General features: G+C 71.4%; 11 protein-coding genes. 4 read left to right on the top strand and 7 right to left on the bottom strand.

The features are described 5' to 3' along the window. Nucleotides 1–85: 85 nt before the first annotated feature. The 3 genes from ACFWRV_RS29820 to ACFWRV_RS29810 form a co-directional block, all read right to left on the bottom strand. On the bottom strand, nucleotides 86–1615 hold the full coding sequence (locus ACFWRV_RS29820) for a helix-turn-helix domain-containing protein (RefSeq protein WP_384338891.1): 1530 nt from the start codon (nucleotides 1613–1615) through the stop codon (nucleotides 86–88). A 250-nt stretch (nucleotides 1616–1865) separates the two neighbouring features. After that, nucleotides 1866–2519, bottom strand: coding sequence for a TMEM175 family protein (locus tag ACFWRV_RS29815; protein ID WP_384338890.1), 654 nt, complete (start codon nucleotides 2517–2519; stop codon nucleotides 1866–1868). 39 nt (nucleotides 2520–2558) lie between these two features. Next, nucleotides 2559–3011 (bottom strand): RidA family protein, encoded by a 453-nt coding sequence (locus tag ACFWRV_RS29810; protein ID WP_384338889.1) that lies wholly within the window; start codon nucleotides 3009–3011, stop codon nucleotides 2559–2561. Nucleotides 3012–3284: 273 nt separating this feature from the next. Here ACFWRV_RS29810 and ACFWRV_RS29805 point away from each other — a divergent pair, with 273 nt between their 5' ends. Further along, complete coding sequence (locus tag ACFWRV_RS29805) at nucleotides 3285–3719, top strand: VOC family protein (RefSeq protein WP_384338887.1); 435 nt, start codon at nucleotides 3285–3287, stop codon at nucleotides 3717–3719. A 33-nt stretch (nucleotides 3720–3752) separates the two neighbouring features. Then, nucleotides 3753–4655 carry an aminoglycoside phosphotransferase family protein gene (locus ACFWRV_RS29800; RefSeq protein WP_384338885.1) on the top strand — a complete coding sequence of 301 codons (903 nt, stop codon included), beginning with the start codon at nucleotides 3753–3755 and terminating at the stop codon, nucleotides 4653–4655. Nucleotides 4656–4692: 37 nt separating this feature from the next. On the opposite strand, the gene ACFWRV_RS29795 is transcribed toward ACFWRV_RS29800, so the two are convergent. The 3 genes from ACFWRV_RS29795 to ACFWRV_RS29785 form a co-directional block, all read right to left on the bottom strand. Continuing rightward, nucleotides 4693–5424 carry an alpha/beta fold hydrolase gene (locus ACFWRV_RS29795; protein ID WP_384338884.1) on the bottom strand — a complete coding sequence of 244 codons (732 nt, stop codon included), beginning with the start codon at nucleotides 5422–5424 and terminating at the stop codon, nucleotides 4693–4695. A 110-nt stretch (nucleotides 5425–5534) separates the two neighbouring features. After that, a complete protein-coding gene (locus ACFWRV_RS29790; protein ID WP_384338883.1) occupies nucleotides 5535–5870 on the bottom strand; it encodes a YnfA family protein in 336 nt (111 codons plus the stop codon). 69 nt (nucleotides 5871–5939) lie between these two features. Then, nucleotides 5940–6860 carry a MerR family transcriptional regulator gene (locus ACFWRV_RS29785; RefSeq protein WP_384338882.1) on the bottom strand — a complete coding sequence of 307 codons (921 nt, stop codon included), beginning with the start codon at nucleotides 6858–6860 and terminating at the stop codon, nucleotides 5940–5942. A 471-nt stretch (nucleotides 6861–7331) separates the two neighbouring features. Between ACFWRV_RS29785 and ACFWRV_RS29780 the strand changes: the two genes are divergently transcribed. After that, the gene (locus ACFWRV_RS29780; RefSeq protein ID WP_384338881.1) at nucleotides 7332–7853 is read left to right on the top strand and encodes a GNAT family N-acetyltransferase; all 522 of its coding nucleotides are present in this window, start codon (nucleotides 7332–7334) and stop codon (nucleotides 7851–7853) included. 67 nt (nucleotides 7854–7920) lie between these two features. Here the strand turns inward: ACFWRV_RS29780 and ACFWRV_RS29775 are convergent, their stop codons facing one another. After that, nucleotides 7921–8514, bottom strand: a complete 594-nt coding sequence (locus ACFWRV_RS29775; RefSeq protein ID WP_384338922.1) for a hypothetical protein — start codon at nucleotides 8512–8514, stop codon at nucleotides 7921–7923. 562 nt (nucleotides 8515–9076) lie between these two features. On the opposite strand from ACFWRV_RS29775, the gene acnA reads away from it, so the two are divergent. Further along, a complete protein-coding gene (gene acnA / locus ACFWRV_RS29770) occupies nucleotides 9077–11791 on the top strand; it encodes an aconitate hydratase AcnA (protein ID WP_384338880.1) in 2715 nt (904 codons plus the stop codon). The last annotated feature ends 76 nt before the right edge of the window (nucleotides 11792–11867 follow it).

The raw sequence follows: 11867 nt of genomic DNA, 5'->3' as shown, positions 1-11867 counted from the left end.
TTGTTGTTGTTTGTTTTGTGGGTGGGGGGGGGGTGGGGGTGGGGGGCCGCATCCGCGCCGGCCGCCAGCCACGACACCCCGCCCGTCAGATGTCCCGGAAGATCTCGATCTGCGCGCCCACCGAGTTGAGCCGCTCGGCCAGTTCCTCGTAACCGCGGTTGATCACATAGACGTTGCGGAGTACGGAGGTGCCTTCCGCCGCCATCATGGCCAGCAGCACCACCACGGCGGGCCGCAGGGCGGGCGGGCACATCATCTCGGCGGCGCGCCAGCGGGTCGGGCCCTCGACCAGGACCCGGTGGGGGTCGAGGAGTTGGAGGCGACCGCCGAGGCGGTTGAGGTCGGTGAGGTAGATCGCGCGGTTGTCGTAGACCCAGTCGTGGATCAGGGTCTGGCCGTGCGCGGCGGCGGCGATCGCCGCGAAGAACGGGACGTTGTCGATGTTGAGGCCGGGGAACGGCATCGGGTGGATCTTGTCGATCGGCGCCTCCAGCTTGGAGGGCCGCACCGTCAGGTCCACCAGGCGGGTGCGCGCGTTGTCGGCGGCGTACTCCGGGGTGCGGTCGCAGTCGACGCCCATCTCCTCCAGAACTGCGAGCTCGATCTCCAGGAACTCGATCGGCACCCGGCGGATGGTCAGTTCGGACTCGGTCACCACGGCGGCCGCCAGCAGGCTCATCGCCTCGACCGGGTCCTCGGAGGGGGAGTAGTCCACGTCCACGTCGATCTGCGGGACCCCGTGCACGGTGAGCGTCGTCGTACCGACCCCGTCGACCCGTACGCCGAGGGCCTCCAGGAAGAAGCACAGGTCCTGGACCATGTAGTTGGACGAGGCGTTGCGGATGATGGTCGTCCCGTCGTGGCGGGCGGCGGCCAGCAGGGCGTTCTCGGTCACCGTGTCGCCGCGCTCGGTCAGCACGATGGGGCGGTCCGGCGCGACGGCGCGGTCGACCTGCGCGTGGTACAGGCCCTCCGTGGCGGCGATCTCCAGGCCGAAGCGGCGCAGCGCGATCATGTGCGGCTCGATCGTGCGGGTGCCGAGGTCGCAGCCGCCCGCGTACGGCAGGGTGAACTGATCCGTCCGGTGCAGCAGCGGGCCCAGGAACATGATGATCGAGCGGGTGCGGCGCGCGGCGTCGGCGTCGATCGCCTCCAGGTCCAGCTGCGCGGGCGGCACGATCTCCAGGTCCACGCCGTCGTTGACCCAGCGGGTGCGCACCCCGATGGAGTTCAGCACCTCCAGGAGCCGGAACACCTCCTCGATCCTGGCCACCCGGCGCAGGACCGTGCGGCCCTTGTTGAGGAGCGAGGCGCACAGCAGCGCGACGCAGGCGTTCTTGCTGGTCTTGACGTCGATGGCCCCGGAGAGCCGGCGGCCGCCGACGACCCGCAGATGCATGGGCCCGGCGTAACCGAGCGACACGATCTCGCTGTCGAGGGCTTCACCGATGCGGGCGATCATCTCAAGGCTGATGTTCTGGTTGCCGCGCTCGATGCGGTTGACGGCGCTCTGACTGGTGGCGAGCGCCTCGGCCAACTGCGTCTGTGTCCAGCCCCGGTGCTGACGGGCGTCACGGATGAGCTTGCCGATGCGTACGAGGTAGTCGTCTGACATGGCGGCAGGCTATCTCAGATATGAGATGAGGCTGCTGTGGGGGTGTGCCATTCGAGTGACGGGTGTGTACCGGCTCCGCGTGCTCCGGGTCTCCCCATCGTCCCCCGCGCGGGAGCGAGGAGCGCGGTCTGCGCGTCCGTACGGGGCAGAGCCCCACGCCCGTCCGCCAGGCATCCCTACGGGGCAGGACTTCCACGCCCTTCGGCCGGGCATCCGTGCGGGCGGGGTCTCACCTCCGTCGGCCGGGCCCTCAGCCTGCTCGGCCGTGTCGGCGGGCCCTGGTGCGCTTCCGGTGGGCGAGGGCGAGCTTGACCGGGACCAGGGCCAGCCAGCACCACATGGCCGCGAGGGGGGAGACGGCGAAGGCGACCGGCATCGTCGCGGCGAAGAGCGCCGCGGTCGAGGCCAGGTCGGCGGCGACCGCCCGGCCGACGTCCCCGCGGGCGGCGTCCGTCGCGTGCTCCGTCATCCTCCGGCCGGTCAGGAACATCGCCAGCTCCAGCAGGTTCGTGACGGCGACCATGCCCGCGTACGCGGCCACCGCCAGCGGGTGCCTGGCGTACTCGGACAGCAGGGCGGTCGGGAACGGGACGAGGGCGATGGCGCCGAGCCACAGCAGCGCGAACCGCAGCGCCACCCCCTCGAAGCGCGGGACCAGCCGCACGATCAGCCGGTGGTCACGCCAGAACCCGGCCAGGATCGTGAAGCTCAGGGCGTACGCGCCGAGATCCGGCAGTGCCTGGCGCACCGCATCGGTGAACGCGGCCCTGTCCAGGCCCGGTTCGACGTGGAGGTCGAGGACCAGCAGGGTCATCGCGATGGCGAAGATCCCGTCGGCCAGGGTCGTCAGTCGGTCCGCGTTCTTCTCGTCGGCCTTCTCGGCGGCGGCTCGGGCATCGCTCACCCGCCTCAGGGTGAGGGGGCGAGGAGGTTCACACGGTCATTACGCCGACGGCGGGCAAGCCGGACCGTCGGGCTCCGGCCCGTCGAGGACGGCGGCCACGGCTTCGATCTCGACGAGCTGATCGGCGTACCCGAGCACGGTGACGCCCATGAGGGTGCTGGGGACGTCGTGGGCGCCGAAGGAGTCCCGGACGACCTGCCAGGCGGCCACGAGATCCTCCTGCCGGGCCGATGCCACCAGGACCCGGGTGCTGATGACGTCCTCGACGGAAGCGCCCGCGTCGGCGAGCGCGGTCCGCAGGTTCTCCACGGCCTTCGCCGCCTGGCCCGCGTAGTCCCCGACGGCCACGGTGTTGCCGTGCTCATCGAGCGGACACGAACCGGCGAGGAAGATCAGCCTGGACCCGGCGGGCGCCGTGGCCGCGTAGGCGTACTCGGCCACGTCGGAGAGGGTGCGGGAACGGATCAGCGAAACGGCGCCGGTGCGGGTCACGGTGGGTGAGTCTCCTGAGGGCTGAGGGCTGAGGGCTGAGGGCTGGGGGATGGGTGCCTGGGGCTCGTTGCTCGTTGCTCGGGGCTCGTTGCTCGGGGCTGGAGCGCGTGCCGGGCGGCCCCGGTCCTGGAGCGCGCCATCCTCGCAGCGCGTTCCGCGTTCCGCTCCTCCTTTTCCCTGCCGGGCTCTCCCCGGCCAACCCCCGGGGTGGGGAGGTCTGTGCGGGGCGGAAATTCGGATGCTTCTCGAAAGGCGCGCCTCTATGGTGACCCGATGACATCGATCCGGCAGGTTCAGGTCACCTTCGACTGCGCGTCGCCCACGCGCGTCGCTCACTTCTGGTGCGAGGTGCTGGGGTACGTCGTACCGCCGCCGCCGGAGGGGTTCGCCTCGTGGGGCGACTACGACCTCTCCCTGCCGCCGGAGAAGCGGGACGCGGGATTCGTCTGCCAGGACCCCACGGGGGTGGGCCCGCGGATGTACTTCCAGCGCGTTCCCGAGGCCAAGGTCGTCAAGAACCGCGTGCATCTCTGCGTGCGGGTCGGCACCGGGCTCACGGGGGAGGAGCGCCTCGCCGCGCTGGAGGCCGAGTGCGCGCGACTGCTGCCGCTCGGCGCGGCGCGCGTACGACTGCTCCTCGCCGACGAGGAGAACGAGTCCTGCCTCGTGATGCAGGACATCGAGGGCAACGAGTTCTGTCTCGACTGACCGGCCGGGCTCGCCCCGGTACCGTGGCTCGGCATGACCGCATCCGAGATCGAGATCACGGCGGACCTGGTACGTGACCTGCTCCGGCAGCAGCATCCGGACCTCGCGGGGCTGGCCGTCCGCGAGGTCGCGGGCGGCTGGGACAACCAGCAGTGGCGCCTCGGGGACGAGTTGGCCGTACGCATGCCCCGTACGGAACGCGCCCCTGAGCTCCAGCGCAAGGAGCGCCGGTGGCTGCCCCTCCTGGCTCCTCGGCTGCCGCTCCCCGTCCCGCACCCGGTGCGGGTCGGGGAACCGTCCGCACGCTTCCCGAAGCGCTGGACGATCATGACGTGGGTACCCGGCGAACCGCTGGACCGCACCTCGATCAGCCGCGGCGACCATGCGGCCGACACCTTGGCCGGCTTCCTCAGGGCACTCCACGTGGCGGCGCCCGCCGAGGCGCCGGGCGTTTCGGACCGGGGCGCTCACCCCGGCGAATACACCGAGGGCTTCGACCACTTCTTCCGGTCCGTCGCCCTCGACTGCCGGGCCGACGAGGTCCGGGCCGTCTGGGACGACGCGGTCGCCGCCCCCGCGTGGGAGGGCCCACCGGTCTGGGTGCACGGCGACCTCCACCCCGCGAACGTCGTCGTCTCGGACGGGACGCTCTCGGGCGTGATCGACTTCGGCGACCTGTTCGCCGGCGACCCGGCATGGGACCTCGCGGCCGCGTGGGTCATCCTCCCCCGGGGCGCCGCCGCACGGTTCTTCGACGCGTACGCGCACGCGGACGGGGCGACGATCCGGCGCGCCCGCGGACTGGCCGTGCTGAAGAGCCTCTTCCTCATGCTCATGGGCCACAACGGGGACCGGGGGCTGCCCGGCGGCAAGCCGGCCTGGGGACCCGCGGGCCGGGCCGCACTCGACCGCGTTCTCCGTAACGGCGTGGGGTGATCGTGCGCTGCGTACCGCTGAGGTGGGAGCGGCGTGCTCAGCCGGTGACAGGAAGCTGCCGGGCGAAGCGGCGGACCGCGTCGGTGAAGGCGTCCGGGTCGTCGAAGTTCGCGAGATGCCCTGCCCGCGGGATCAGTTCGACGCGAGCATCCGGATGCGCACGGGCGAAGTCGGCCTCGCCGGACCGGAAGACGGAGTCCTTCTCGCCGTTCAGAATCAGTACCGGCGCGGCCACCTGACGCAGCGCACCCGTGTCGAAGCGCCCCAGCACCTCGCCCCACGCGGCGGGCAGGGTGTGGAAGGCGTAGCCGGAGCGGATGGTCGCCTCCACCACGTCCCGCGGATACTGCCGCAGCAGCAGCCGGTCGTTCCACCGGGCCAGTCGGTCCGCCGGTATACGGGGGACCAGGCCGGCGACCCACCGGTAGGGCGTGGCCCACGGGCCGCGGGTGGAGGCGCTGGCGCCCGCGAGGACCAGCCCGCGCAACTGCTCCGGACGGCTCCGCGCGAACTCCAGCGACACGTATCCGCCCAGCGAGTGCCCGACGACCAGGGCCGGACCGCGGCCGAGTGAGTCCACCGCGGAGGCGATGACCTCCGTCGCGGCGCTGAGACTCCAGGGCTGCTCCGAGCGCGCTCCGTGGCCGGGGAGATCAATGGCGGTCACCGGGAACTCCTCTCGGAGCGCGGCGAGTTGAGTGCTCCACTGCCCCGCGCTGAAACGTGTCCCGTGCACGAGGACGATGGGCGGTGCATCTGCTGTTGTCATCGGCCCCCCAGGTGATGCTCTTCCTCCGCCGACCCTACCGGGGGCGGGTCCTCCCCGGCCCCGCGGAAGAAGCGCGGGGAAAGCTGAACGGCGTACGCCGGGGGCGGGGTTCAGTGGCCCCGCGGGGCGTACATGATGACGGCCATGCCGGCGAGGCAGACCAGGGCGCCGATGACGTCGAAGCGGTCGGGGCGGTAGCCGTCGGCGACCATGCCCCAGGCGATCGATCCGGCGACGAAGATGCCGCCGTACGCGGCGAGGATGCGGCCGAAGTTGTCGTCGCTCTGGAAGGTGGCGACCACACCGTACAGACCGAGTGCGATGACGCCGGCGCCGATCCACACCCAGCCCTTGTGCTCGCGGATGCCCTGCCAGACCAGCCAGGCTCCCCCGATCTCGAACAGCGCGGCGACGACGAACAGGGCGATGGAACGGGCGACGAGCACGGCGAAGACTTCCTGGTGAGGGTCGGGCGGTACAGGGCGGGGCGGTGAGCGGAGTCTCGGTCGGGGGAGTCAGCGGGCGGAGCCGAAGAGGTCCGCGAGCAGCGCGCCGCCGTCGGCGGGCGCCCGGACCTCCAGGTGCAGCCGCGGGCCGTCGAGGTGGAGGCGGAAGTCGAAGAACGGGCAGCACCGCTGCTCCGCCGCAGCCAGCTCGGCGATGCGTGCGGCCCGGCCGACGGGCAGGGTCAGCCGCAGCCCCTCGGGTACGGCGGCCCGGGTGGCGCCGTCGACGGCCTCGCGCCACTGGGCGGTGCGCTCGTGAAGTCCCTCGCCGGTCAAGGAGCAGGCCACCGGCGCCGCGCGCCACCGCTCCAACTCCTGTTCGGCGCCCGGCCGGCCGGGCGTGAGGACGACATCGACGGGCTGTCCGCCACGGGCCCCGCCGGAGGCCGACGCCGAGGCCGGAGCTGAGGCCGGAGTCCGTCCCGGGGCCGGAGCCCGTGCCGGAGCAGGGGCCGCAGCCCGTCCCGGGGCCGGGGCCGGAGCCCCTCCCGGGGCCCTGGCCGGGGCCCGGCCCAGCGCCGGGGTCCCGCTGAGGAAGCCGCACTCGGGGTCGCACCGGCCGGCCCGGTCGGGCAACGCGTCCAGGTGCGCCAGGGCGCCGCGGAGCGAGGCGGTGAAGGCCGCGAGCTCGGCGGCGCGGACCTCGGCGTCGGCCAGCCGGGCGGCGATCCGGGGCCGTAGATCGGCCTTCACGTCGCGGCAGGCGCCCGCCTCCCACACCCCGACCAACTCGCCGATCTCCTCCAGAGCCAGCCCCAGATGCTTCGCCGCGCCGATGAACGCCAGCCGTTCGACCGCGTCCTCGCCGTACACCCGGTACCCGGCGGGGGTCCGGGCGGCGGAGAGCAGCCCCGCGCTCTCGTAGAACCGCAGGGTCGTGGCCGGCACCCCACTGCGCTCGGCGAGCTGGGAGATCCGCATGGAGGTCATGCCACCGACCGTAAACCTTCGACCTGACTGGAAGGTCAAGGCGTCATCACTCCGCGCCGGTGCTCCGTGAAATTGCTCCGCGACGTGACCGGCCCCGGGTGAGCCTCCGTACCGAATCACCCTCGGCATCACCCTCGGCGTCCCGAGTCGGCGCGCATCGCGTCGAATCCGCCACGGTCAGAGTTCGCCCCCTACGGCCGCCATCCGACGGGGCAGACTGGTGGCCTCGGGGAGCACCGGCCCCCAGGGGGAGGGAAAGCGCTGTGGATCCTGCCGTTGTGTCCGTCGCCGCCACCGCCGCGACCACACTGGTCGCAGCCATGACCACGGATGCCTGGGGGCACGTCAAACACGGCTGCGCCCGGCTGCTGCGGCTCTGGAGTGGGCCGCTCGGAGCGCGGAGGGCGCCGAGCGCCCCGGGCCGGCCTCCGCAGCCGGTCACCTCCGCGCGCCCGCGACAGGTTGCCCGCCATGCCTGAACTCGGATCCGTGACCTGGCCACCCGCCCCCATCAGGACCGAGCGGCTCGTGCTCCGTGAGCCCGAGGCCCGGGACCGTGCGGCGCTCATCGAGCTGCTGGCCTCTCCGGAGGTGGGCGCCTTCGTCGGCGGCCCCCAGCCGCGTGAGGAACTCGAACGCGCGCTACCCGAGGAACCCCGCCGGCGTTGGGGGCTCTTCGTCGTCGATCTCGACGGAGCGATGATCGGCCAGGTCACGCTCACCAAGAACACGGGACACCTCCGCCAGGCCGCCGGGCGGGCCGAGCTCGGGTACCTGTTCCTGCCACGGGCGTGGGGGCACGGCTACGCCGCCGAGGCGTGCGAAGCGGCACTCGGCTGGTTCGCCGACGCGCTGCCCGGCGAACCGGTGGTCCTCGCCACCCAGACGGCCAACGTCCGCTCCGTCCGCCTCGCGGCGAAGCTCGGGTTCACCGAGGCCGAACGGTTCGAGGAGTGGGGAGCCGAGCAGTGGATGGGTGTGTGGAACGGCTGACCCCGGACGACGAAGTCAGTCGTCCTCTCCTCGCTGATCTGCGGCGACCGGCCTGATCGGCCAGGGATCACGCGATGGTCCCCTGGTCCGTCGACACCGGAACGTCGGGGGCGGTCGGCTGGCACGCGCTGCCGGCTGCCGACGGCATCAGCGGTCCGGCCGTCGCCGACCTGCGTCGGCGCCAGTACGCGTACGTCAGGATGCCGAGCATCGGGCCCCACAGGACCAGAGGGACGTAGGAGGCGTAGAAGGAGACGGTCTCCCAGCCGCCGACCTCGCTCGGGAAGTCGGCCGGCAGCGGATCGCCGTTGGTCTTGGACCGGGTGACCGTGGTGATGATTCCGATGACCGTGAAGACCAGGGTCAGGATCGTCGCGCCGATCGTGGCCGGGACGACCGCGGCGGCCGTCGGTACCCGCCGCCCACCCAGTCCCGGCATCCAGCGCGGGAACACCTCGCCCCAGCGGGCGACCAGCCCGACGGCCGTGAAGGCGAGGACCTCGGAGACGAGGGTGAGGAGGACGATGTAGCCGCTCATCGCCCAGTCCTCGATCGACCCGCCACGCTTGTCCGCGTCGAACAGCACGCCCAGGCGCCAGATCCCGGACGGGAGCACCACCAGCGGCACCGCGTAGGCGACCAGGCGGGCCCAGCGCGGCACCCCTGCGGCGGGCTCGTGCGCCGCACGCCACGCCCTGGGCAGGCGGCCCTCGCGGCGTGGCGTGTCTGCTGCTCCGTCGGTGGTCGTGGTCGGCCTGGCCTGGAACATCCGCGCTCCTCACGTCCACGGGCCGGACCGGCCCGTGCGCTTCGAGACTCGCAGCGGCGAGGCCGGCCAGGATCGCTCCGCGGACCGAACAACCTCCGCCGCGAGGGCGAGCACGAATCCGGGCGCTCAGCCTTGAGGACGACGGGGCGCCGGAGGACGACTCGTCCGCGCGACCGGGTTCACCGGCAAAGCCGAAACGACCGGGCTCGCCGCGCAACGCCGGTACGCGATGACAGCGGACAGGGCACCTGGGCATGACCGAGCGGCGGCTATGTACTAGAGTTATCTCGACATCGAGATATCTGCCGGGGCGCACCGCAGCCGCCGCACGGTAAGGGTTACCTAACTAAGCCTTACCTTAGCGGATGGTCGGGGCCGTAGACGGCAAAACGCGGCGCCGACTGCCAATGAGGCGCGGCGCGGAGATACGCGCACATTGAAGAAGGAGACTGTCGTGTCGGCGAACAGCTTCGACGCCCGCAGCACGCTGCGCGTGGGCGACGAGTCGTACGAGATCTTCAAGCTGGACAAGGTAGAGGGCTCCGCGCGCCTCCCGTACAGCCTGAAGGTCCTGCTGGAGAACCTGCTCCGTACCGAGGACGGCGCGAACATCACCGCCGACCACATCCGGGCCATCGGTGGCTGGGACTCCCAGGCTCAGCCCAGCCAGGAGATCCAGTTCACGCCGGCCCGCGTGATCATGCAGGACTTCACCGGCGTGCCCTGCGTCGTGGACCTCGCCACCATGCGTGAGGCCGTCAAGGAGCTCGGCGGCGACCCGGCGAAGATCAACCCGCTGGCCCCGGCCGAGCTGGTCATCGACCACTCCGTCATCGCCGACAAGTTCGGCACCAACGACGCGTTCGCCCAGAACGTCGAGCTGGAGTACGGCCGCAACAAGGAGCGCTACCAGTTCCTGCGCTGGGGCCAGACCGCCTTCGACGAGTTCAAGGTCGTCCCCCCGGGCACCGGCATCGTCCACCAGGTGAACATCGAGCACCTGGCGCGTACGGTCATGGTCCGGGGCGGCCAGGCCTACCCCGACACCCTCGTCGGCACCGACTCGCACACCACCATGGTCAACGGCCTCGGCGTGCTGGGCTGGGGCGTGGGCGGCATCGAGGCCGAGGCCGCGATGCTCGGCCAGCCGGTCTCCATGCTCATCCCGCGCGTCGTCGGCTTCAAGCTGACCGGCGAGCTGAAGCCCGGCACCACCGCCACCGACCTCGTGCTGACCATCACCGAGATGCTCCGCAAGCACGGCGTCGTCGGCAAGTTCGTCGAGTTCTACGGTGAGGGCGTCGCCGCCACCTCGCTCGCCAACCGCGCCACCATCGGCAACATGTCGCCGGAGTTCGGCTCCACCGCCGCGATCTTCCCGATCGACGACGAGACGCTGAAGTACCTGCGCCTGACCGGCCGCGACGAGCAGCAGGTCGCCCTCGTCGAGGCGTACGCCAAGGAGCAGGGTCTCTGGCTGGACCCGGCCGCCGAGCCGGACTTCTCCGAGAAGCTGGAGCTCGACCTCGCCACGGTCGTTCCCTCCATCGCCGGCCCGAAGCGCCCGCAGGACCGCATCGTCCTCGCGAACGCCAAGGAGCAGTTCGCCCGCGACGTCCGCAACTACGTCTCCGACGACGAGGAGGCGGGCAAGGAGTCCTTCCCGGCCTCCGACTCCCCGGCCACCTCCAACGGTGTCCCGTCGAAGCCGACCACCGTCACGGCCCCCGACGGCACGACGTACGAGATCGACCACGGCGCCGTCACCGTCGCCGCGATCACCTCCTGCACCAACACCTCGAACCCCTACGTCATGGTCGCCGCCGCGCTCGTGGCGAAGAAGGCGGTCGAGAAGGGCCTGACCCGCAAGCCGTGGGTCAAGACCACCCTCGCCCCGGGCTCGAAGGTCGTCACCGACTACTTCGACAAGGCGGGCCTGACCCCGTACCTCGACAAGGTCGGCTTCAACCTCGTCGGCTACGGCTGCACCACCTGCATCGGCAACTCCGGCCCGCTGCCGGAGGAGGTCTCCAAGGCGGTCAACGAGGCCGACCTCGCCGTCACCTCGGTGCTCTCCGGCAACCGTAACTTCGAGGGCCGGATCAACCCCGACGTCAAGATGAACTACCTGGCGTCTCCGCCGCTGGTCGTCGCGTACGCCATCGCCGGTTCGATGAAGGTCGACATCACCAAGGACGCCCTCGGCGTCGACCAGGACGGCAAGCCGGTCCACCTGGAGGACATCTGGCCCTCCGAGGCCGAGGTCAACGACGTCGTGGCGAACGCCATCGGCGAGGACATGTTCAACAAGTCCTACCAGGACGTCTTCGCGGGCGACGCCCAGTGGCAGGCGCTGCCGATCCCGACCGGCAACACCTTCGAGTGGGACTCCGAGTCCACCTACGTGCGCAAGCCCCCGTACTTCGAGGGCATGACGATGGAGACGACCCCGGTCGAGGACATCACCGGCGCCCGGGTGCTCGCCAAGCTCGGCGACTCGGTCACCACCGACCACATCTCCCCGGCCGGCGCCATCAAGGCCGACACCCCGGCCGGCAAGTACCTCACGGAGCACGGCATCGAGCGCCGTGACTTCAACTCCTACGGCTCGCGCCGTGGCAACCACGAGGTCATGATCCGCGGCACGTTCGCCAACATCCGCCTGCGCAACCAGATCGCGCCGGGCACCGAGGGCGGCTACACCCGCGACTTCACCCAGGCTGACGGCCCGGTGTCGTTCATCTACGACGCCTCGCAGAACTACCAGGCCGCCGGCACCCCGCTGGCGATCCTCGCGGGCAAGGAGTACGGCTCAGGCTCGTCCCGTGACTGGGCCGCCAAGGGCACCGCGCTCCTCGGCGTCAAGGCCGTCATCGCCGAGTCCTACGAGCGCATCCACCGCTCGAACCTCATCGGCATGGGCGTCCTCCCGCTCCAGTTCCCCGAGGGCCAGACCGCCGAGACCCTCGGTCTCACCGGCGAGGAGGCCTTCTCCTTCACCGGCGTCACCGAGCTGAACAACGGCACCACCCCCCGTACGGTCAAGGTCACCACCGACACCGGTGTGGAGTTCGACGCGGTCGTCCGCATCGACACCCCCGGCGAGGCCGACTACTACCGCAACGGCGGCATCCTGCAGTACGTGCTCCGCAGCCTGATCCGCAGCTGACCAGTCTGAGCCGCGGCTGATCCGCGGCCGGCACAGCGCAAGGGCCGCACCCCGGGTTCTCCTCGGGGTGCGGCCC

Source organism: Streptomyces sp. NPDC058576, from assembly GCF_042718715.1.
Taxonomy (GTDB): domain Bacteria; phylum Actinomycetota; class Actinomycetes; order Streptomycetales; family Streptomycetaceae; genus Streptomyces.
Note: the sequence above shows the minus strand (reverse complement) of the source record. Positions and strands in the feature narration are given on the sequence as shown.

Bases quoted from the DNA above. Each gene is read 5' to 3' on its own strand.
- ACFWRV_RS29820 (WP_384338891.1), bottom strand. From the start codon at position 1,615: ATGTCAGACGACTACCTCGTACGCATCGGCAAGCTCATCCGTGACGCC.
- ACFWRV_RS29805 (WP_384338887.1), top strand. From the start codon at position 3,285: ATGACATCGATCCGGCAGGTTCAGGTCACCTTCGACTGCGCGTCGCCC.
- ACFWRV_RS29800 (WP_384338885.1), top strand. From the start codon at position 3,753: ATGACCGCATCCGAGATCGAGATCACGGCGGACCTGGTACGTGACCTG.
- ACFWRV_RS29795 (WP_384338884.1), bottom strand. From the start codon at position 5,424: ATGACAACAGCAGATGCACCGCCCATCGTCCTCGTGCACGGGACACGT.
- ACFWRV_RS29785 (WP_384338882.1), bottom strand. From the start codon at position 6,860: ATGACCTCCATGCGGATCTCCCAGCTCGCCGAGCGCAGTGGGGTGCCG.
- ACFWRV_RS29780 (WP_384338881.1), top strand. From the start codon at position 7,332: ATGCCTGAACTCGGATCCGTGACCTGGCCACCCGCCCCCATCAGGACC.